The sequence below is a fragment of the Mycobacterium kubicae genome, assembly GCF_015689175.1.
GTDB lineage: Bacteria > Actinomycetota > Actinomycetes > Mycobacteriales > Mycobacteriaceae > Mycobacterium > Mycobacterium kubicae.
This window is the reverse complement of record NZ_CP065047.1, coordinates 1,735,450-1,755,546: the sequence shown is the minus strand read 5'-3', so window position 1 is coordinate 1,755,546 and position 20,097 is coordinate 1,735,450. Positions and strand designations below refer to the sequence as shown.

Here is a 20,097-nt window from a genome sequence, read left to right as displayed (position 1 = left end):
TACCATTCAAGCCTGCCCGGGCGCCGTGCATTCCACCATGGCTATTCAGCCGTCCTGTTCACGAAATGCGACACCTCAGCTCGGGCCGTCAACGCAGATCCGCGTACTCGACGGGCGCAACCGGTCGTCGGGTGGTCGCACGCGCCGGCCTGGCCGGGATCAGCCGGGGCCACCAGAAGAACGGCCCGAGCAGGCGGGCCAGCGCTGGGGTGATGAACGACCGCACGATCAGCGTGTCGAGCAGCAGCCCGCATCCGATGATGGAGCCCATCTGGCCGACGGAGACCAAGTCACCGGAAACCATGGCCATCATCGTGACCGCGAACACCAGACCCGCAGTCGTGACCACCTTGCCGGAGTTAGCGACCGCCCGGATCAGACCGGTGTTCAGACCGGCTTTGCTCTCTTCCAGGTAGCGCGCCACCAACAGCAGGTTGTAGTCCGAACCAACCGCCACCAACACGATGAAGCTCAAGGGAAGGCCGAGCCAGCTCAGTGGGATCCCAAGTAGGTGCTGCCAGATCAGGACCGACAGACCGAACGCGCCGGAATAAGAGAACGCCACGGTAGCGATGATGACGAACGCCGCGATCATGCTGCGGGTGATGACCAGCATCACCAGGAAGATCAACGCGAATGCCGCTGTCGCAGCGATGATCAGGTCGGTTTTCGTCGCTTCCTGGATGTCCCAGTACGTCGCCGCCGCACCGCCGAGATAGACGCGCGCTCCGGCCAGAGTGGTGCCCTTCAAAGCCTCCTTGGCCGAAGGCAACAGGGACTGGTCATGGTTGATGCCGTCGGGTGTGAGGGCTTCACCGTCGTGGTAGATCAGGTATCGGGCAGACTTGCCGTCAGGAGACACGAAAAATCTCAGGTCGAGCTGAAAAGTAGGATTACCGAACGCGTCTGGCGGCAGATAGAAGAACTCGTCGTTCTTCGAACTGTCGAAGGCGTAGCCCAGATCCATCATTTGCCGGCTCAACTCATCCAGCTGAGCCAATTGAGGTTCGATCGTGCTGCGCTCGGCGAGGACGATCTGGTGCAGCTGGACCAGCTGGTCGGCGCTTTGGCCGATGAATTGGACGAGTTGTGGCGTCACCGCATCCTGAATCAGCGCGGCTTTGAGATTCTTGTCCATCTGCTCTGCCAGCTGGTCGACCTTATCGGTCATGTCGAACAGTGAACGCAACGACCAGCAGATCGGGATGTCGAAACAGTGCTTCTCCCAATAGAAATAGCTGCGCACCGGGCGCCAGAAGTCGTCGAAGTCGGCGAGGTTGTCCCGCATCGAATCGGTGACGTCTCTCATGCCCCGGGCGGCGTCCACGGCGATGTGAGCCGCTCCGGCCTGCTGTGACGTCAAATCCTGCTGGTGGCGCAACAGCTCGGTCATGCGGTCGGTGACGGTGGCAATGTTGGTGAGTCGATTGTTCAGATCGGTGAGGAACGGCAGCAATTCCTTGATCTTCGTTCCCATGGTACCGATGGTGTAAGTGAACGACGAATGCTCGAGTGGGGTGCCCAAGGGCCTGGTGACGCTCTGAATCATCCCCACACCCGGGGTGTGAAACACAGTGCGCGCCACCCGGTCGAGCGCAATCATGTCCGTGCTGTTGCGGAGGTCGTGGTCGGATTCCACCATCAGCATTTCGCTGTTCAGCTTGCTGACGGGAAAGTGGCGATCACTTGCGGCATAGCCTTGCTTGGACGGGGTGTCATCGGGGACGTAGATTCGGTCGTCGTAATTGGGCCGGTAGGTGGGCAGCATTATCGATCCGACGAGCACCACCACACAACTTGCCAACAGCAGGCGTCCGGGCCAACGCACCACAAGTGTCCCGATTTTGCGCCAAACCCCGGCGCCGGCTCGGCGTTTGGGTTCGAACATTCCGAAGCGGCTGCCTAGGGCCAACAGGGCCGGACCGAAGGTCAAGGCAGCAGCGACCGTGGTGAGCATGGCGACAGCGCAGGGGATGCCGCAGGTATTGAAGTAGTTGAGTCTGGTGAACTCGAGGCACAAGGTTGCGCCGGCCACCGCGAGGCCGGAGCCGAGTATGACGTGCGATACGCCGTTAACCGCGGAATAGTAAGCGGTTTCCCGGTCTTCGCCCGCATGGCGGGCTTCGTGGTAGCGGCCGATCAAGAAGATCGCGTAATCGGTACCCGCACCGAGAATGAGCGACACCAGCAGGTTCGAAGCGATGTCGGCGATGTGGGTGAATTTGTGGAAGGCAAGAAAGGAGACGATGCCTCGACCGCAGTTGAGTTCGACCATGACCATCAACAGGGTAAGCAGGGCGGTGGTGATCGAGCGGTACACGATCAGCAGCATCCCGGTGATGAGGATGATAGTCACGAACATGATCGTGTAAAGGCTCTTGTTGCCAACCTCGAGCATGTCCGCCGACAGCGGCGCCGAACCCGAGACGTACACCCGCAGGCCCGGCGGGGTTGCGATGTGCGACACCAGATCTCGGACTGCCTGAATCGACTCGTCCGACAGCGTGGAACCTTGGTAGCCGGCTACCCGCACCAACGTGTAGGAAGCTTGCCCATCGTTGCTTTGCACCCCGGCCGCGGTGGAACCTTCACCCCACAGGTTCATGACATACTGAACGTGCTTGTCGTGTCGCAACTTTGCCACCAACGCGTTGTAGAACGCGTGGTCTCTTTCGTCCAGTTTGTGGGCGCCCTCCAAGACGACCATCACCATGCTGTTGCTGTCGGATTCCTTGAAGACCTCTCCGATGTGGATGAGCGCTTTTGCCGACGGCGCGTCGAGAGGGACCAAAGAGCTTCGGTTCGCTTTGGTCACCGGTTCGAGTTGCGGAACGACGACGTTGACCACAACCAGCAGCGCCAGCCACGCGAGCACCACCAGCACCGAGTATTTCCGAATGGTCCGCGCAACGAACGGTTTGCGCACGTCGTTGTCCTTGCTGTGCCTCATGCGGACAGCACCTGGCACCACACGCCTGCGTGCTCACCCGTAGCCGAGTGTTCGGACCGAACCTGCCCGTCAACGGTGATGCGGCAGCCAATGCTTCCACCCGCCACCTGCGCGGTGATATCGGCAGTGGCCGTGGTCAATACGGTCGATTCAATGTGCGTCCAGGGCAACGCCGTCAGGTCGACCGCGATGGGTTGGGAGTTGACATCCCAGTAGCTGACCCTCCCCCAGCCGGCGAAGTCCCCGAAGACGTCGTATTCGATCCGTTTGGGGTTGAACTGAACGATCGAGAACTTGCTTCCTGGGCTCCGCGTCCGGTCCTGGGAACCGAAAACGCCGTGCGCGGTATCGATGGTCAGTGCCGCCCCGGCCAGCACGACACACACAAGTGTGGGTAGCCACAACCGGCTGACTAGTCGGCGACGTGGGGAAACACCCATGGTCATTGCACCCTCGTAATAACCTCAGAGCCCCACTGCCGGAACGGTTCTGCGCTAATCGTTCGTAAGCGGCTGCATCGCCGATCGGTCAAGGGCGTGAATTCGGTGAGCTAAGCGTTTTTTCCCGCGCTGAGTGGTCGTTCGCGCTCGATGAAATTCACGAAACTAGGTCCTCCTCGATGGTGGGCAGTCGTCATCGGCGCCGCGACGAAATACCGTTCCGGGCGCCTAGCGATGCCAAAGGTAGGTGCATGGGCACCGGCGGTCTACCCGGAAAACGCGGCCAGTAGCCGAAATACGCGGCTGGGAACTGGCCGGCATGCTTGAGGATTCGAGTATCACGCCTTGGCCGTCATACGACGCTTCACATCGACGACACACTGGACACCGTTTACGGGATCGCCTCACCGGCAGTCGCTGTAATAGGTCGCGACAAAGCCTTTACTTGAGGATGAGTCAAATCGCGCACAGCCGGGGCGGGTAATGCAACTCAGGACGTGAGGAGGAGCGCCGCGGTCACGAGCATGACCGCAGCGGTTACTCCGTGCACTCCCAGGGCAATTGATTTGGAGCCGCGGTTGGCGAGGACGATGGTCGCGTCGGCGAGCGGAATGATGGTGGCGGCGAGTATCACCCAGCCCAGCAGCTGGGTCGCGCCCGCTGCCATCAGGATGAAGACGAATAGTCCCGATGCGATGTCGCGCACGCCCTTGACACTCAAATAGGCGCGCGCGGTGGGGCCAGTGAGATCTTGCGCGACGCCGTAACCGGTGGCGGCCACGCGTGGCGCGACGATGAAGCGCGCGCCGATGAAGATGATGCCAGCGGCGATCAGTCCGGTGAGCGTGTAAGCGACCGCGGTGGTGGTCATGTCGTGGACTCCTCGGTTGGGTCAGTCGATGGGTGAGAATGATGTCGGATCAAGCGCTACCGCCTGGACGTCGACGATCTCGTCGACGTCGAAACCGGCCATGTCTGCGGCGAATTCGGGGCTGGCCATCACTTGTCGGGTGAGTTGTTCGGAATCGACGCCCGGTGGGTAGCGGATCAGCGCAACAAGTCGATTCGCACCACCGCCTGGTTCGGTCCATACACCGTGGGTGGTGATCCCGAAAGCCGGGAAGGTGGTCAGGTGGCGGGCCCAGTGCGTTTCCGCGTACTGCCGCAGAGCTTCTGGAGATCGCAGGGTGTAGATCCTGAGCTGAAACATCGACGTGCTTCTCGAGTCGGCTGGCGGACGGGGCTCGTCAGGCCACCAACACGGCGCCTAGGGCAACCACTGCCAGGCCTTGCAACGTGGCGCGGGCACCGATGATCCGGTCCCAGTTCGCCTGCAACGCACGCCCATTTGGTAGCGGGCGGTTCGCGTCGGCAGCGGCCGTCAATTGCCGATTGATGGGCTTGCTCACTCGTGCGTAGAGCACGATCCACACCAACAGCAGCAGTAGCGCGGTGCCCGCCGCGATGGTCTGCACCCAATGCGCGGAGACCATAGCCAGGACCGCGCATGCCCCGGTGGCGACAATCCCCAGCACCCCGGGCACCGGCATCCGCCGGTCTCCATAACGGTGCACACTGCCCATGACCGAGACCAGAGCCCGGTCGTCTACCGACGCCAAGGCCGGTTGCAGCACGATCGCGCAGAACACGTCGGTGCCGTAAGCCACAGCGGTGCCCAGCAGCGCGATGAGCGCGGCGATACGAGTGATGACGTCTAGTCCCATGTCCAAACTCCTGTCGGTTCGGGAATCGCTAGCAACGCTAACCCCTAGCGCGGGGAGGCGTCAATAGCAGCGCTATATTTTCTAGCCGTGATAACGTCAGGCATGGCCATTGAGCATCGACGGGAGCGAGAGCGGTCCGCGCGCCGGCAGCTGATCATCACGACGGCTCGCAAGCTGGCGGAGGCGGAAGGGTGGGACGCTGTCACCACCCGTCGGCTGTCCACAGAGATCGAATACAGCCAGCCCGTCTTGTACAAGCACTTCGCCGGCATGGAACAGATCGCCGATGCCATCGCCATCGACGGGTTCGGCGAGCTCGCCGAGGTGATTCGAGCAGCGCGCCGCAGCACCGGGTCCGCCGGCGACGCTTTGACCCGGGTGGCGCGCGCGTATCTGGACTTCGCCCGCGACAACCCCGCCGTCTACGACGCGATGTTCACCCGTGCGACGACTTTGCGCTTCGCCGCCGAAGACACTCCGCCTCAGCTGACAGCGGCGTTCGCCGAAGTGCACCAAGCCGTCGGCCTCGTCGCCGAGGAGCGAGACGCGGACACCCGCACCGAGGTGTTATGGGCGGCACTGCACGGACTGGTCACCCTCGGCCGCAACGGGCGACTACGCCCCGGTCATGATTCCGAACGGCTGCAACTGCTCGTCAGACAGTTCACCGGCCGGTGAACTCACAGCATGCAGGAAACGCAGCCCTCGACTTCGGTGCCTTCCAAAGCCATCTGGCGTAGCCGGATGTAGTAGAGCGTCTTGATGCCCTTGCGCCAGGCGTAGATCTGCGCCTTGTTCACATCCCGCGTGGTGGCGGTGTCCTTGAAGAACAGCGTCAGCGACAGCCCCTGATCCACATGCTGAGTGGCCGCGGCGTAGGTGTCGATGATCTTCTCGTAGCCGATCTCGTAGGCGTCCTGGTAGTACTCCAGGTTGTCGTTGGTCATGTAGGGCGCCGGGTAGTAGACCCGACCGATCTTGCCTTCTTTGCGAATCTCGACCTTCGACACGATCGGGTGGATCGAGCTCGTCGAATGATTGATGTAGGAGATGGATCCGGTGGGCGGCACCGCTTGCAGATTCTGGTTGTAGATGCCGTGCGCTTGCACCGACTCCTTGAGCCGTTTCCAGTCGTCCTGGGTCGGGATGCGAATCCCGGCGTCGGCGAAAAGCTGACGCACCTTCTCGGTCTGCGGCTCCCACACCTGTTCGGTGTACTTGTCGAAGAACTCTCCCGAGGCGTACTTCGACCGCTCGAAACCAACGAAGCGCGTACCTCTTTCAATCGCGATGCGGTTGGACGCCCGCAACGCGTGGTAGAGCACGGTATAGAAGTAGATGTTGGTGAAGTCGACGCCTTCTTCGGAACCGTAGAAAACACCCTCGCGGGCCAGATACCCGTGCAGGTTCATCTGCCCCAGGCCGATGGCGTGGGACTCGTTGTTGCCCTGCTCAATTGACGGCACGGAACTGATGTGCGTCTGGTCGCTCACCGCGGTCAGCCCGCGGATGGCCACCTCGATGGTCTGGGCGAAGTCCGGCGAATCCATTGTCTTGGCGATGTTGAGGGACCCGAGGTTGCACGAGATGTCTTTGCCGACACGGGCGTACGACAAATCCTCGTTGAACAACGAGGGTGTGGAGACCTGCAGGATCTCCGAGCACAAGTTGGAGTGAGTGATCTTGCCCTCGATCGGGTTCGCCCGGTTCACCGTGTCCTCGAACATGATGTAGGGGTAGCCGGATTCGAACTGCAATTCGGCGAGCGTCTGGAAGAACTCTCGCGCCTTGATCTTGGTCTTGCGGATGCGCGGGTCGTCGACCATTTCGTAGTACTTCTCCGTCACGGAGATGTCGGCGAATCCCACGCCATAGACCCGCTCGACGTCATAGGGCGAGAACAGGTACATGTCGTCATTGCGCTTGGCCAGCTCGAAGGTGATGTCGGGAATTACCACGCCCAGGCTCAGCGTCTTGATCCGGATCTTCTCGTCGGCGTTCTCCCGCTTGGTGTCCAGGAAGCGGTAGATGTCGAGGTGGTGAGCGTGCAGGTACACCGCACCGGCGCCCTGCCGGGCACCCAGCTGGTTGGCGTAGGAGAACGAGTCCTCGAGCAGCTTCATGATCGGAATGACACCAGAGGACTGGTTTTCGATGTTCTTGATCGGCGCGCCGTGCTCCCGAATGTTGCTGAGCAGCAACGCCACTCCCCCGCCGCGCTTGGACAGCTGCAGCGCGGAGTTGATCGATCGGCCAATCGACTCCATGTTGTCTTCGATGCGCAGCAGAAAGCAGGAAACCGGCTCGCCGCGCTGCTTCTTGCCTGAATTCAGAAACGTCGGGGTGGCCGGCTGGAAACGGCCGTCGATGATCTCGTCGACCAGCTTCTCGGCCAACGACGTGTCGCCGGCGGCCAGCGTCAGCGCCACCATGACTACCCGGTCCTCGAAGCGCTCCAGGTAGCGCTTCCCGTCGAAAGTCTTGAGCGTGTAGGAGGTGTAGTACTTGAACGCGCCCAGGAACGTCGGGAACCGGAACTTCTTGGCGTATGCGCGATCGAGCAGCGTCTTGACGAAGTTGCGGGAGTACTGGTCGAGAACCTCACGCTCGTAGTAGTTCTCGCGGATCAGGTAGTCGAGCTTCTCGTCCTGGTTGTGGAAGAAGACGGTGTTCTGGTTGACGTGCTCGAGGAAGTACTGGCGGGCGGCCAGCACGTCCTTGTCGAACTGAATCTTGCCGTCGGCGTCATACAGATTCAGCATCGCGTTGAGCGCGTGATAGTCGGTCTCCGCTGGCAACGCGTGCGCGCCGGTGGTTACAGGCTCTGCAGTGACGGTTGGTGGCACGTCTGTTCCTTCCAGAATTGAGCCAGACCCGCTTGGACGGCTTCCACGTCGTCCGGGGTGCCCATGAGTTCGAAGCGGTAGAGGTAGGGAACGCCACATTTGCGGGACACCACGTTGCCCGCGTAGGCGAATTCGGCACCGAAGTTGTTGTTGCCCGCGGCGATGACGCCGCGGATCAGCGAACGATTGTGTTCGTTGTTCAAGAACGCGATGACCTGTTTGGGAACATAGCCACCGTCGTTGATGTCGGGTGTGGCCCGGCCGCCACCGTAGGTGGGGAGCACCAGCACGTACGGCTCGTCGACCTCGATGCGGCCATGCAGCGGTATCCGCGTGGCCGGGACACCCAGCTTCTGCACGAAGCGGTGGGTGTTCTCCGACACGGATGAGAAATAGACCAGTGGTGATCGCAAGCGCGGCGCAACCGGGCGTTGCGGGTCGCCACTAGTCCAACCTGGGTTGCGCGACTGCACCGCAACCTCCTCTTCTGCTTCTACCTGCGCTAGGCGCTCAGCGCCGAGCCGGCGAGCGCCTTGATGCGATCTGGGCGGAAACCCGACCAGTGGTCGTCTCCGGCGACCACGACCGGCGCCTGCAGATAACCCAGCGCCATGACGTAGTCGCGCGCCTCGGTATCCAGGCTGATGTCGACCTTCTCGTAAGGGATGCCCTGCTTGTCCAGCGCCTTGTAGGTGGCGACGCACTGGACGCAAGCGGGCTTGCTGTAGACGGTGATGCTCATGGGCGTACCGCTCCTTTGCGGAGGTAGGTGGTGATACGGACTGGCAACGACTTTGGTGGTACATGTGCGCCATATTCAGCGACCCGACGAGCCCCCAGATTCCCGTCTTGCGGCGGCCGGGTCGATGAACCCGGTGACACCGATTCGGAGAAGTCCGTCGAGTTCGGTGGACCAGCCGGAACTCGTCGAACCTGGGATCTGTCGGTCCTCGAAACACTACACCTAGGGGGTGACAACGAGAAGGGATACAACATGTTCGGAATAACAAATCTGAAATTCCCTGGTCGTAAGCCCGCGCGTCGTGTCGCACCGGCGTGTCGCACGTCACAATCCATACCGATAGCGCGCATGATGATCGGTATATCACCGGGCACCGACAACATCGGTCGCCGCAGCCGCCGGCCCCGCAACCAGCAAAGCCGCCAGCGTGTCGCTGGCGGCTTTGACTAGATGCTTGGTGCCGAATCCCCGCTCGGCGGCAAGCGGGCGGTTCAGCCGACCTCGGCGGCGAGCTTGCCCACCACGTCGCGGACGTTGGCGGTGAGTTCGGCATGGTCGGCCGGAGCGCTGCCACCCAGTGTCTGGAACGGCACAGCGAGCTTGATGGCGTCGACGACGCGTGCGCTGGCGATGCCGAATGACTTGCGGGTTTCATCGTGAGCCCACACCCCGCCGTATTGGCCCAGCGAGCCACCGATGACGGCCAACGGCTTTCCCTTGACCGCGCTGTTGCCGTACGGGCGGGACAGCCAGTCGATCGCGTTCTTCAGCACCGCCGGAATGGTGCCGTTGTTCTCGGGCGTGACCACCAGCACCGCGTCGGCAGCAGCCACCGCGTCCCGCAGCGCGCCAACCGCGGCCGGCGGTTGGTCGAGTTGCTCGTTCATCGCGTCGTCGATGTCTTCGTTGTAGAAGGGCACGTCCCCCAACCCTTCGAAGATGGTGACGGTGACGCCCTCCGGGGCGACGGCCGCCGCGAGCTCGGCGATCTGCCGATTGATCGACGCAGCCCGGAGGCTGCCTACCAAGGCCAGGACTTTGATGTCGGTGGTTGGCACGTCTGAATCCCTTCGGTTGTTGGTCTAAACCCTCGCTCGACCTAACCGGACTATAGTCCGGATTATTCCAGCCGCGCTAAAGTGCAGAAGTGAGCAGTGCTGACCGGCTGAGTGAGTTGCCCGTGTCGGCTCCGCAGGAAAGGGGTGACGCGGCGCGCAACCGGGCCTTGCTGCTCGACGCGGCGCGCCGACTGGTGGCCGAACGCGGCGCCGACGCGGTCACCATGGACGACGTTGCCGCGGCCGCCGGGGTCGGCAAAGGGACGGTGTTTCGCCGGTTCGGCAGCCGGGCCGGCCTGATGATGGTGCTGCTCGACGAAGACGAGCGCGCCAGTCAGCAGGCCTTTCTTTTCGGCCCGCCGCCGCTGGGTCCGGATGCACCCCCGTTGGATCGGCTGTTGGCCTTCGGTCGTGAGCGAATCCGCTTTGTTCACGCGCATCATGAATTGCTTTCTGAAGCCCACCCGCTGACCCGCAATAGTGCGCCGGTCGCGGTGCACCGCATGCATGTGCGGATGCTGCTCCAGTCGGCGCAGACCACCGGCGACCTGGACGCCCAGACCGATGCCCTGTTGGCCCTGCTCGACGCCGACTACATCGAACACCGCCTGCACAACCACGGCCATACCCTGCAGACATTGGGTGACGCGTGGGAAAGCGTGGCGCGCAAGCTGTGTGGGCGGTGAATGCGTCGAAGATGCCGCGCTGGGTCCTGCATGTCGACCTCGACCAGTTCCTCGCCTCCGTCGAGCTGCGACGGCACCCCGAACTGGCCGGGCTGCCGGTGATCGTCGGCGGCAGCGGCGATCCGACCGAAGCCCGCAAGGTGGTCACCTGCGCTTCCTATGAGGCTCGGGAGTTCGGAGTGCGCGCCGGCATGCCGTTGCGGGCCGCCGCGCGCCGTTGCCCGGACGCTACTTTCCTGCCGTCGGATCCGGCCGCCTACGACGCGGCCTCCGATCAAGTGATGGGGCTGTTGCGCGACGTGGGTTACCCGGTCGAAGTATGGGGCTGGGACGAGGCGTATGTCGGATTGACCACCGATGATCCCGTCGACCCCGTCGAGGTCGCCGACCACATCCGAACCGTCGTGCTCTCGGCGACCGGGCTGTCCTGCTCGATCGGGATCAGCGACAACAAGCAACGGGCCAAGGTTGCCACCGGATTCGCCAAGCCCGCAGGCATTTTCGCGCTCACCGACGAGAACTGGATGGACGTGATGGGCGCCCGCCCGGTCGACGCATTGTGGAGCGTGGGGCCCAAGACTGCGAAAAAGCTTGCCGCAGTCGGCATTACGACAGTTCGCGAGCTCGCGCACGCCGACGCCGAGTTGCTGACGTCGAAGTTCGGCCCGCGCACCGGATTGTGGCTGCTCTTGCTGGCCAAAGGAGGCGGCGATGACGAGGTCAGCGCCGAGCCGTGGGTTCCGCGCTCCCGCAGCCATGTCGTCACCTTCCCGCGTGACCTCACCGAGCGAGCCGAAATGGATTCAGCCATAACGCGATTGGCGCATCAGGCGCTGGACGACGTGGTAGCAGAAGGCGGGACCGTCACCCGAGTCGCGGTGACAGTGCGGACCGCGACGTTCTACACCCGCACCAAGATCCGCAAGCTGGCTGAACCGACCGTGGACCGCGACGTCATCACCGCCGCGGCGCTACAGATTCTGGACCTGTTCGAACTCGACCGGCCCATCCGGTTACTCGGGGTGCGACTGGAGCTCGCCGACCTGGGGTGAGCGCGTCACCGGGCTGGGCCGCAGCGCACGCGTGAAGATCACGTTCACCTGGCGCATCGCCACACTGTAGGGCCACCACGCCAGGCGTTTGAACGCATACAGAGCCCGGATGTCCGGTGAGGTGTAGATCAGATACCGGTTCTTTGCCACCCCGGCGAGGATCTTCTCGGCCGCCTTCTCCGGCGACACGGCGTGGCCGCTGAATCGGTCGACCCAGCGGGCCACCTTCGGGTCCTCACGGTTGACGCCGGCGATCTCGACGGTGTTGACCAGCGGAGTCTTCACCGCCCCCGGCACCACCACCGACACCCCGATCCGGTGGCGGGCCAAGTCGAAACGCAGCACCTCGGAAAGCCCCCGCAAACCGTACTTACTGGCGCTGTAAGCGGCGTGCCATGGCAGCGCAACCAGGCCGGCAGCCGAGGACACGTTGACCAGATGACCGCCCCGACCGGCCGCCACCATCGCGGGAACAAAACTTTCGATGACGTGGATGGGGCCCATCAGGTTGATCGACACCATCTTGTTCCATTGCTCGTGTGTGAGCCGGTCAACCGTCCCCCATGCCGATACGCCGGCAATGTTGAGCACCACATCCATGCTGGGATGCCGGGCATGGATGTGGTCCGCGAAGGCCGCCACCTCGTCGTAGTCGGAGACATCGAGCACTCGATGCTCGGGCACCTGGGCGCCCAGCGCCCGGGCGTCGGCGACGGTCTGCTCCAGTCCGTCGTCGTTGCGGTCGGTCAGAAAAAGCTCGGCACCTTGCGCGGCGAGTCGCAACGCGGTGGCGCGGCCGATGCCGCTGGCCGCACCGGTGACAAAGCACCGCTTACCCGCGTAATACCGCCCGGCGGCCGTCTGCGTCATGGCCGTGACGATACCGGCGGTACCGAGCCACCCCACAGCGCGTTGAGCCAGATCTGTTCGAGCACGCGCACTCGTCGCTCGATGTCTCGAGGCGGATTGTCGCGGCCGACAAGCAGCGGGTCACCGGTCAACGTCAGCGCGGTGGTGCCGGCCAGAGTGCGAATAAGCGTGGGGAGGTCGGGGCTGATGGGGTGCGCGGTCCCAGCCTTCACCTCGGTGTCGACCACGTCGACGATCTGGCGCAGCACCACCTCGAACTGCTTTTCCAGGATCCCCCGAATCTCGATGTCGGTGTGGCGGGCGGCATTACAGGCGGTCATGACCGGGTCGTTGTGTGCGTAAACCGCGGCCGCGCTGCCGACCATGCGTTTGGCGAACTGCTCGGGCGACTCACCGGGCTGCCGGGGCGCAAAGTACTGCGTCAGTTCTTCGAGTTCCTCGGTGACTTCGGCCAAGATCTGGGCCAGTACCGAGTACTTGGAATCGAAGTAGAAGTAGAAGCCGGAACGGGCCACCCCCGCCCGAAGACTGATCGTGCTGACCGACAGCTCGGAGAAGGGGCGCTCCTCCAATAGCTCGCGCACCGCGTTCAGGATCGCCTGGCGGTGCTTGTCACCGCGGCGCCGCAGCGCCGGCTCGCCCTGGTCCTGCCGCTCGGCGTGGCTATTCACTGTCCATCACCCCATGACCTTTACACCACGCCGCCGGAAAGAAAACTTGACAGGCGTCAACTTTGTTTTGAAGGATAGTGAAAACGTGACGGCTGCCACAGCCGAAAGGGAGCGTCAGTGACGACAAGTAGGGCGACAAGTACCGCGACAATCAGCACCCCGGCATACCTCCTTGACCAGGCCAGGCGGCGCCTGACTCCGTCGGTCAACAACCTTCCCGGGATGGGCCTTGCCGAACGCAAGCTGCTGAACACCCAGTTCCCGGAGACCAAACTCGCCGATCCGCCGCCGGGTAGTGGGCTCAAGCCCGTCGTCGGTGACCGCGGACTGCCGATCCTCGGTCACATGATCGAAATGTTGCGCGGCGGGCCCGACTATCTGATGTTTCTGTACCAGACCAAAGGCCCCCTGGTTTTCGGCGATTCGCCGGTGCTGCCCTTCGTCGCAGCGCTCGGGCCCGACGCCGCTCAAGCGATCTACTCCAACCGCAACAAGGACTACTCGCAGCAGGGCTGGACGCCGGTCATCGGCGCGTTCTTCCATCGCGGTCTGATGCTGTTGGACTTCGAAGAGCACCTGTTTCACCGGCGGATCATGCAAGAGGCGTTTGTCCGTTCTCGGCTCGCGAGCTACGTCGAGCAGATGGACCAGGTCGTGTCGCAGGTGATCAGCCAGGACTGGGTGGTCAACGATGCGCGCTTCCTGCTGTACCCGGCGATGAAGGAGCTGACCCTCGACATCGCGTCCATGGTGTTCATGGGTCACGAACCCGGCACCGACCGCGAGTTGGTGACCAAGGTGAACAAGGCATTCACCATGACGGTGCGCGCCGGCAACGCGGTCATCCGCACCGGCGTGCCGCCGTTCACCTGGTGGCGCGGACTGCGGGCCCGCCGACTGCTGGAGGACTACTTCGCCGAGCGGGTCCAGGAACAGCGCCGCAAAGACGGCGACGACCTGCTTTCGGTGTTGTGCCAGACCGAGGACGAGGACGGCAACCGGTTCTCCGACGAGGACATCGTCAACCACATGATCTTCCTGATGATGGCCGCCCACGACACGTCCACCACCACCGCGACGAACATGGCCTACGAACTGGCCGCTCACCCGGACTGGCAGCAGCGCTGTCGCGACGAGTCCGACCGCTTGGGCGATGGACCGCTGGACATCGAATCGCTGGAGAAACTGGAGTCGCTGGACCTGGTCATGAACGAGGCGATTCGTCTGGTCTCTCCAGTGCAGTGGGCCATGCGCCGGACGGTGCGCGACACCGAATTGCTCGGCCACTACATTCCGGAGGGCACCAACGTCACCGCATTCCCCGGGGTGAATCATCGGCTGCCAGAAATCTGGACCGACCCGTTGACCTTCGATCCGGAACGGTTCACCGAGCCGCGCTGCGAGCACAAGCGGCACCGGTACGCGTGGACTCCGTTCGGTGGGGGCGCGCACAAGTGCATCGGAATGACGTTCGGGCAGTTGGAAATCAAGACGATCATGCACCGCCTGTTGCGCCGCTATCGGCTAGAGCTGCCCCGGCCTGGCTATCAGGCGAAGTGGGACTACCGCACGATACCCGTCCCGATGGATGGCATGCCGATTGTGTTGCGTCCGCTCTGATTTGGGCGGCTTACATCATCAGCCGGTTGGCGCATGCGATCAAGGCACGCAGCGCGGACTGAGTGGGGTCCGCTGACCAGCCTGCGGCCCACTCGGCGCGGGCACCGTTGGTGCCGTAGATGAAAGTGGCGGTGTCAGCGAAGCGTTGAATCTGGTGGAAGCGCAACGTCTCCAGCAGGATTCCGCGGTCGTGCAACATCGCCGTCAGCGCGCCGACCGGTCCGCTCGCCGCGGCGGTCGAGGTGCTGATGGAATCGCCGACGGCGATCATCGCCCGATACGTGCGAGCCTGCGGGCCCAATCGGCCGGCGGGCCGCTCGGGATCGATACACGCCCACTGCCCTAAGCGCAGCGGCCCGGTGTTGGGTGTGAACGTGGTCACAAAGCGCTCCCACGACATGGCCTCGGCCTGTTCGCGGAGTCCGCGCGGCAACCGCGTGGAGAAACGGTGCTCGAACCACGCATTAGCGCTGCTTGGCGACGAGCTGCCCGCGAGAGTCTCGGCGGCGGAAGCATTCCCGATGAAAGCGGGAGAGAAAGTTGTCATGCTGTCGGTCTTCTTTGGCTCGCAGGAGCGACCGACGGTAGTAGCTTTCGACCCACAGCGGGGGGTCGGTCTGGATCAGACCCCGCTGCGGGTGCTGGCTACTACGGCACACGCGGGAAAACGCATGGCAACGACAATAAATGGCCGGTCCCATCGAGGGCAAATCGATTTTCGATCGTTTCCCGGGTCCGCATAGTAAGAGTCCGACCTGCGGACGCTTACCGCACCGAACCCCTACGCTGACAATACTTTTCGCATGCGGCCCTTAGCGTCGTGAAGCGGTTCGGAGAGGACGGCGGAGCTGAGGAACCTCAAAACGCCTCCCATGACTCAAGATCGCGATAGAGTCGGTTGACGGGGGTCATTGACTACGGGTGTGGCTCAGGAGAGGAAAGGCTCACTTGATGAGCGCGAAGAAAGCCAGCAGGGCGGTGCGGATTGTGGTGGCGGCAGCGGCCACAACCGCGGCTGTGCTCTCTGCGGGCTGCGCGCAACAGATGCCTGCTCCGAACCCGATACCCGACGACCCCGGCAACAATCAAGATCGGTAGCCGGAAAAGACCTATAGCGGCGACACCAGACGTCGGGGGTCCGCCGGGGACCGTTGCGCGGCAGCAGCATTGCACAGCAGCGCGGCAGTCCCCGGCGGGTAAGTAATTACCGGCGTCAGGTCAGGTCCGGTTTGCAGCGGCAGCGATTCCGTTACCCGGTCGCGCCCGGCAAGGGATGCAGCGGCAGGTATGCCTGGATCGTCGTGCCACTTGGCGTCGTATGCATGCGCACCAGATCTGCCATCGCGTTGACGAGAAAAAGACCCCGACTGGCCGCGGCGTGCGGCTCCGGCGGATGGTGTCCGATGAGCGGGTTGTCGAACCGCCCGCCGTCGCGCGCCTCGCACACGACGTGTCCGTCGTCCTGCCAAAACGCCAACTGACAGGCTCCGCCGGTGTACTGCAAGCTGTTAGTGGCCAGTTCCGTAGCAATCAGCTGCAGATCTTCGATGCCGTCGTCGGACAGCCCGACCCACCCGGCGTAGTCCACGGCGAAGGAGCGGGCGGGGCGCAGATCCGCGCCACTCCTGACCATGTAGGTGACGGCCCCTGGATTCTGCGGGAGCGGTTGATTGCAGCGGGCCAGCGCGTCCTCGGGCGCATAGTCCGAGCTGCGGTAGGCCGACCCGGACTTCCAGAGCAGCGGATGGGTACTGCGAGCGCCGTTCAGGACCTCTTCGTCCAACCGCTGCGCGTCATACAGGCACAAGCCCATGACGTCTTCGTGCCGCAGTGCCCCATTGACCAGGGCTTCGTGCTCGATACAAGCCACACACTCATCGCGGGTGCGACCGGGCCACACCAGTTGACTGACAATGCGCACCCGTTGCCCGGGGTACTTGTCGACGAAGTCGCGCTTGAGGGCCAGGAACCTGCCCGGGTTGCGGGCGGCTTCGGTGATGTCGACCAGGTTCAATTCGGCGTCGGACCCGGCGCGCGCGTCCAGCAGCGCCGCCCGCAGCCAGGTCAGCTTGTCCCCAGGGATGGCGACCATGACGGGCTCGTCGACGGCGAACCCGTCTGCCACGAACCGCACGACGAAGTCGAGGTACTCCTGCTCGGAGTGGTAGAAAAGTGCGGAATGCACAAAGCCTCGCCGCTTGGTCTCCGTGGTCGTCATACTCAGGGGCTCCGCTTGAGTAACTCACCGGCTCCTTGATGAACCGGCCGTTTCTTGCCCAGTCACGTACCCCAGATCGGCGTGCGCTATGCACGGCTCGAGGTTGAGCCGCGTCACACTAGAACCACCAGGAGGCCGCCGCGTCCAGGTGGCGGCGGATGCGGTAGCGGGCCAGACTGTCGTCGCCATCGCCGATCGCGTCCAGGATCTTCCGATGGGCGTGCTCGACGGCGACGACGTCGCTCCAATCGGGGACCGGTTGGCCGCTGCTGGACCACTGCCGGCGAAACAACTCGACAATGATCCGCAGGAAGAGGTCGAGCAGCGCGTTGCCGGCCAACTGCGCCAGGCCGACGTGGAACCGAAACTCTTCGACGGCGGCCAGGCGCACATCGGCACCGGCGGCGCCAACGTGGTCGGTGGCACGGCGGGTGTCCAGGAACGCGGCCACGTCCGGTTCTGATCGGCGTTTGACGACTCTGGCGACGTTGTCGATCTCGATCGCATCGCGCACACAGCGCAGGTCTTCGCGGGTCGGGTGGCGGTACTGCAAGTACAGGGCGATCGTGTCGATGCTGGCCTGCGCCTGCGGGCGGGTGACAACCAAGCCGCCGCCGGGCCCTCGCCGCATTCGCGCGACCGAGTGATATTCGAGTAGCCGCACCGCCTCGCGTAGCACCGCACGGCTCACCCGGTAGCGCTCCAGCAGCGCCGACTCGGTCCCGAAAACGGCCCCGATCTGCCACCCGCTGGCGGCGATGTCGTCGCCGATGGTGGCTGCCAGCACTTCGGCCAGCTTGCCGCGCGGCGCTTCCGCGTCCAGCCGAGGTGCCCGCCGACGCGCGCGCGCCGGACCGTGGGCACTGTGGCGCCGGTGGTATTTCTGCAGCCAGGCCGTTACGGCTTCGACGTGTCGCTCGGTGAGCGTCTTGGCGCGGGCCGCATCCCCGGCGGTAACCGCGGCGACGACCTCCGAATGGTCGTGGTGCATCTGGTCGACGGCTTCGATGGCTTCGTCAGGCGACGCGGTCCTGGACTGCCGGACGGAACGCCGGGTGAGCCTCATGACGATTTCGATGAAGAGTTGCAACACCGGGTTCTTGGACTGCTCTGCGAGTGCAACGTGGAATTCGTCGCGAAGTGCCGGCATTCCGGGCTGCCACTGCGCTTCGGCGCGCAGCACAGCACGGAGCCGGTCGATACCCGCTTCGTCGATGTGCTCGGCGGCAAGCGAAGCCGCCAAGGGCTCGAGCACCAGCCGGGCGTTGAGCAGGTCATCGAGGTTGATGCCCAAGTACTCGAGATAAATGACGATGGCTCGGGCGGCCGGGCCGGCGTCGGGCTCGCAGACGATCAGTCCGCCGTTGGGCCCCCGACGCATCCTGGCGACCTGGTGGTGCTCGACCAGACGCACAGCTTCGCGCAGCACCGAACGGCTCACGCAATACCGTTCCTGCAGAGCGCTCTCCGAGCCCAGTGACTCCCCAACGACCCAGCCCCGCCGGACGATGTTGGCCTCGATGCGACGGGCGATCTTGGCGGCCCGCTTGTCGGCTTGATCGGTAGTCAAGTGCAGCTCTATGCGGCTAGGTGGCCGGCTCAGCAGCTGAGCAGCATGCATCCCGCGACGGGACCGCCGCCCACCGAAACCACCCCGACCTTCGGGCGCTGCGAAACCTGCCGCTCCCCTGCCTCACCCCGCAACTGCAGGCAGCCCTCGTGCAGCGCCCAGTAGCCGTGCATGCGTCCCGCCGACAGTTGGCCCCCGTAGGTGTTCAGCGGCAAGGCGCCGTCGCGCGCGATCCGTTGACCGCCGTCGACGAACGGACCCGCCTCGCCGTCGCCGCAGATGCCCAGCGCTTCCAGCCATGCCAGCGTCAGGAACGTGAAGCCGTCGTACAGTTGCGCGACGTCGAGATCGGTCGGCGTCAAGTCCGTGCGGGACCACATCTGCGCCGCGGCATCCGACATCGCCATCTTCGGGTAGTCGGCACGATGGAACCACCCGCCCGCGCCGTCGGAGCCCCCGATCGCCTCCACCCGCACCGGGCGGTGCGGGCAGTCGGCGCCGTAGTCCGCACTCGAGACGACCACCGCGATGGAGCCGTCGATGGGGACGTCGCAGTCGAACAACCCGAACGGAGTGGACACCAACCGCGCTGCCAGATAGTCGTCCATCGTCATCGGCTCCCGGTACACCGCAAGGGGATTCAACGCCGCGTTGCGCCGCCCGTTGAGCGCAATCCAGCCCAACTGCTCCTTGGTGGTGCCGTACAACTCCATATGGCGACGACAGTTCAGCGCCAGCCAGTTCGCGGCCGAATACGCCTGTGCGGCAACAAGATCGTTGATGTCGTCCATCGCTCCGACGGCCGGAGGTTCTTCACCCTCGGGGGTCTCGAACATGCGCGCCAGCGGCGGGGGCGGCGCGTCCTCGTCCTGTTTGACGGGCACCGTGCCGCCCAGCATCTGAATCGTCCGGTAGACCACCACGTGCCGGGCGCGTCGCTCTGCCACCGCCCGGCACGCCGACATGACCGGGCTGAGCAGGCCGCCGGTACCGAACCCGCTGCCGCAGTCGGCGGCCTCGATCTGAAGTTCGGCGTTTACCTCGGCGGCGGGAGTATCGCCGAGGGTGGCGATGCCGTCGATATCGGTGGCCGCCAGGCCGGCGTCGGTGATGGCGGCGCGTACGGCCTCCATGGTCAAGTCCCGCCCCGGGATGCCGGTGCGACGGCCGATTCGTGAGATACCGATGCCGGACAGGATCGCGTCTTTTTCGAAATAGCTCATCTGCACCGCCCGCACGCATCGCTGACTGGAATCAATAGAGTGTACTGTATTGCTGGTGTCGGCCGAGACGTCCCCGCTGCTGATCGAACACTGCGACAACTGCGCCAAGTGGATCCATCCCGCGACCGGCACCTGCCGTGACTGTGGCGAGTCGCTGGTCGCACGACCGGTCTCCGGGCAGGGCACGGTGTTCACCTATACGGTCAACTACCACCCGTACAACCCTGAGGTGCCGACGCCGTATGTGATCGCCCTCATCGAACTCGACGAGCAGAGTGGGCTCCGCGTCGCGGCCAATATCGTGGACTGTGAACCGGATTCGGTGACGTGTGGAATGCCCGTCGGCATCCGACCGGAAAAGGGCGCCGGCGGCGCGCCGTTGTTCGCCCCGGCTTGAACGCGAGCAGACGCAGAATCGCACGTAACC

The 20,097-nt window shown here is 63.9% G+C and carries 21 protein-coding genes; 6 read left to right on the top strand and 15 right to left on the bottom strand.

Going from position 1 to position 20,097, the window contains the following annotated elements:
- Positions 1–88 precede the first annotated feature (88 nt).
- From I2456_RS08295 to I2456_RS08275, 5 genes are all read right to left on the bottom strand, one after another.
- Positions 89–2,950, bottom strand: a complete 2,862-nt coding sequence (locus I2456_RS08295; protein ID WP_085073463.1) for an MMPL/RND family transporter — start codon at positions 2,948–2,950, stop codon at positions 89–91.
- Entirely contained in the window at positions 2,947–3,390 is a 444-nt protein-coding gene (locus tag I2456_RS08290; protein ID WP_085073499.1) for an MmpS family transport accessory protein, read from the bottom strand. The genes I2456_RS08295 and I2456_RS08290 overlap by 4 nt, the downstream gene beginning before the upstream one ends.
- Before the next feature lie 490 nt (positions 3,391–3,880).
- Entirely contained in the window at positions 3,881–4,261 is a 381-nt protein-coding gene (locus I2456_RS08285; protein ID WP_068024603.1) for a DUF4267 domain-containing protein, read from the bottom strand.
- 21 nt (positions 4,262–4,282) lie between these two features.
- Positions 4,283–4,600 carry an NIPSNAP family protein gene (locus tag I2456_RS08280; protein ID WP_068024600.1) on the bottom strand — a complete coding sequence of 106 codons (318 nt, stop codon included), beginning with the start codon at positions 4,598–4,600 and terminating at the stop codon, positions 4,283–4,285.
- A gap of 37 nt (positions 4,601–4,637) precedes the next feature.
- Positions 4,638–5,114, bottom strand: a complete 477-nt coding sequence (locus tag I2456_RS08275) for a DUF1772 domain-containing protein (RefSeq protein ID WP_085073464.1) — start codon at positions 5,112–5,114, stop codon at positions 4,638–4,640.
- A 102-nt stretch (positions 5,115–5,216) separates the two neighbouring features.
- Here I2456_RS08275 and I2456_RS08270 point away from each other — a divergent pair, with 102 nt between their 5' ends.
- Entirely contained in the window at positions 5,217–5,792 is a 576-nt protein-coding gene (locus I2456_RS08270) for a TetR/AcrR family transcriptional regulator (RefSeq protein WP_085073465.1), read from the top strand.
- 2 nt (positions 5,793–5,794) lie between these two features.
- On the opposite strand, the gene nrdE is transcribed toward I2456_RS08270, so the two are convergent.
- The 4 genes from nrdE to I2456_RS08250 form a co-directional block, all read right to left on the bottom strand.
- Positions 5,795–7,960, bottom strand: a complete 2,166-nt coding sequence (gene nrdE, locus I2456_RS08265; protein WP_085073466.1) for a class 1b ribonucleoside-diphosphate reductase subunit alpha — start codon at positions 7,958–7,960, stop codon at positions 5,795–5,797.
- Positions 7,930–8,373 (bottom strand): class Ib ribonucleoside-diphosphate reductase assembly flavoprotein NrdI, encoded by a 444-nt coding sequence (nrdI, locus tag I2456_RS08260; RefSeq protein ID WP_068024588.1) that lies wholly within the window; start codon positions 8,371–8,373, stop codon positions 7,930–7,932. The genes nrdE and nrdI overlap by 31 nt, the downstream gene beginning before the upstream one ends.
- Before the next feature lie 89 nt (positions 8,374–8,462).
- Positions 8,463–8,702: a redoxin NrdH gene (locus I2456_RS08255; protein ID WP_068024585.1), complete on the bottom strand. Its 240-nt coding sequence runs from the start codon at positions 8,700–8,702 to the stop codon at positions 8,463–8,465.
- A 491-nt stretch (positions 8,703–9,193) separates the two neighbouring features.
- Positions 9,194–9,760: an NAD(P)H-dependent oxidoreductase gene (locus tag I2456_RS08250; protein ID WP_068024582.1), complete on the bottom strand. Its 567-nt coding sequence runs from the start codon at positions 9,758–9,760 to the stop codon at positions 9,194–9,196.
- Positions 9,761–9,849: 89 nt separating this feature from the next.
- Between I2456_RS08250 and I2456_RS08245 the strand changes: the two genes are divergently transcribed.
- Complete coding sequence (locus tag I2456_RS08245) at positions 9,850–10,446, top strand: TetR/AcrR family transcriptional regulator (protein WP_068024580.1); 597 nt, start codon at positions 9,850–9,852, stop codon at positions 10,444–10,446.
- Positions 10,447–10,457: 11 nt separating this feature from the next.
- Positions 10,458–11,498, top strand: a complete 1,041-nt coding sequence (locus I2456_RS08240; protein WP_085073501.1) for a DNA polymerase IV — start codon at positions 10,458–10,460, stop codon at positions 11,496–11,498.
- Here the strand turns inward: I2456_RS08240 and I2456_RS08235 are convergent.
- The gene (locus I2456_RS08235; protein WP_085073500.1) at positions 11,460–12,368 is read right to left on the bottom strand and encodes an SDR family oxidoreductase; all 909 of its coding nucleotides are present in this window, start codon (positions 12,366–12,368) and stop codon (positions 11,460–11,462) included. The two genes, I2456_RS08240 and I2456_RS08235, sit on opposite strands and share 39 nt — an antisense overlap.
- A complete protein-coding gene (locus tag I2456_RS08230; RefSeq protein WP_085073467.1) occupies positions 12,365–13,039 on the bottom strand; it encodes a TetR/AcrR family transcriptional regulator in 675 nt (224 codons plus the stop codon). Before I2456_RS08230 ends, I2456_RS08235 begins: the two co-directional genes overlap by 4 nt.
- Before the next feature lie 117 nt (positions 13,040–13,156).
- Here I2456_RS08230 and I2456_RS08225 point away from each other — a divergent pair, with 117 nt between their 5' ends.
- Entirely contained in the window at positions 13,157–14,659 is a 1,503-nt protein-coding gene (locus I2456_RS08225) for a cytochrome P450 (RefSeq protein WP_085073468.1), read from the top strand.
- Positions 14,660–14,669: 10 nt separating this feature from the next.
- Here the strand turns inward: I2456_RS08225 and I2456_RS08220 are convergent, their stop codons facing one another.
- Entirely contained in the window at positions 14,670–15,206 is a 537-nt protein-coding gene (locus I2456_RS08220) for a 2-isopropylmalate synthase (RefSeq protein WP_169717188.1), read from the bottom strand.
- Between the two features lie 404 nt (positions 15,207–15,610).
- Between I2456_RS08220 and I2456_RS08215 the strand changes: the two genes are divergently transcribed.
- Entirely contained in the window at positions 15,611–15,757 is a 147-nt protein-coding gene (locus I2456_RS08215) for a hypothetical protein (RefSeq protein WP_163703814.1), read from the top strand.
- 151 nt (positions 15,758–15,908) lie between these two features.
- On the opposite strand, the gene I2456_RS08210 is transcribed toward I2456_RS08215, so the two are convergent.
- The 3 genes from I2456_RS08210 to I2456_RS08200 all read right to left on the bottom strand — a co-directional run bounded on the left by I2456_RS08210 (position 15,909) and on the right by I2456_RS08200 (position 19,670).
- Positions 15,909–16,877 carry a sensor histidine kinase gene (locus I2456_RS08210; RefSeq protein WP_085073469.1) on the bottom strand — a complete coding sequence of 323 codons (969 nt, stop codon included), beginning with the start codon at positions 16,875–16,877 and terminating at the stop codon, positions 15,909–15,911.
- 118 nt (positions 16,878–16,995) lie between these two features.
- Positions 16,996–18,447 carry a FadR/GntR family transcriptional regulator gene (locus I2456_RS08205; protein ID WP_241007897.1) on the bottom strand — a complete coding sequence of 484 codons (1,452 nt, stop codon included), beginning with the start codon at positions 18,445–18,447 and terminating at the stop codon, positions 16,996–16,998.
- Between the two features lie 29 nt (positions 18,448–18,476).
- Positions 18,477–19,670, bottom strand: coding sequence for a thiolase family protein (locus tag I2456_RS08200; protein ID WP_085073503.1), 1,194 nt, complete (start codon positions 19,668–19,670; stop codon positions 18,477–18,479).
- Positions 19,671–19,725: 55 nt separating this feature from the next.
- Between I2456_RS08200 and I2456_RS08195 the strand changes: the two genes are divergently transcribed.
- Entirely contained in the window at positions 19,726–20,067 is a 342-nt protein-coding gene (locus I2456_RS08195) for a Zn-ribbon domain-containing OB-fold protein (RefSeq protein WP_068164277.1), read from the top strand.
- Positions 20,068–20,097 lie beyond the last annotated feature (30 nt).

Bases quoted from the DNA above. Each gene is read 5' to 3' on its own strand.
- I2456_RS08295 (WP_085073463.1), bottom strand. From the start codon at position 2,950: ATGAGGCACAGCAAGGACAACGACGTGCGCAAACCGTTCGTTGCGCGG.
- I2456_RS08290 (WP_085073499.1), bottom strand. From the start codon at position 3,390: ATGGGTGTTTCCCCACGTCGCCGACTAGTCAGCCGGTTGTGGCTACCC.
- I2456_RS08285 (WP_068024603.1), bottom strand. From the start codon at position 4,261: ATGACCACCACCGCGGTCGCTTACACGCTCACCGGACTGATCGCCGCT.
- I2456_RS08280 (WP_068024600.1), bottom strand. From the start codon at position 4,600: ATGTTTCAGCTCAGGATCTACACCCTGCGATCTCCAGAAGCTCTGCGG.
- I2456_RS08275 (WP_085073464.1), bottom strand. From the start codon at position 5,114: ATGGGACTAGACGTCATCACTCGTATCGCCGCGCTCATCGCGCTGCTG.
- I2456_RS08270 (WP_085073465.1), top strand. From the start codon at position 5,217: ATGGCCATTGAGCATCGACGGGAGCGAGAGCGGTCCGCGCGCCGGCAG.
- I2456_RS08255 (WP_068024585.1), bottom strand. From the start codon at position 8,702: ATGAGCATCACCGTCTACAGCAAGCCCGCTTGCGTCCAGTGCGTCGCC.
- I2456_RS08240 (WP_085073501.1), top strand. From the start codon at position 10,458: ATGCCGCGCTGGGTCCTGCATGTCGACCTCGACCAGTTCCTCGCCTCC.
- I2456_RS08235 (WP_085073500.1), bottom strand. From the start codon at position 12,368: ATGACGCAGACGGCCGCCGGGCGGTATTACGCGGGTAAGCGGTGCTTT.
- I2456_RS08220 (WP_169717188.1), bottom strand. From the start codon at position 15,206: ATGACAACTTTCTCTCCCGCTTTCATCGGGAATGCTTCCGCCGCCGAG.
- I2456_RS08215 (WP_163703814.1), top strand. From the start codon at position 15,611: ATGAGCGCGAAGAAAGCCAGCAGGGCGGTGCGGATTGTGGTGGCGGCA.
- I2456_RS08210 (WP_085073469.1), bottom strand. From the start codon at position 16,877: ATGACGACCACGGAGACCAAGCGGCGAGGCTTTGTGCATTCCGCACTT.
- I2456_RS08200 (WP_085073503.1), bottom strand. From the start codon at position 19,670: ATGAGCTATTTCGAAAAAGACGCGATCCTGTCCGGCATCGGTATCTCA.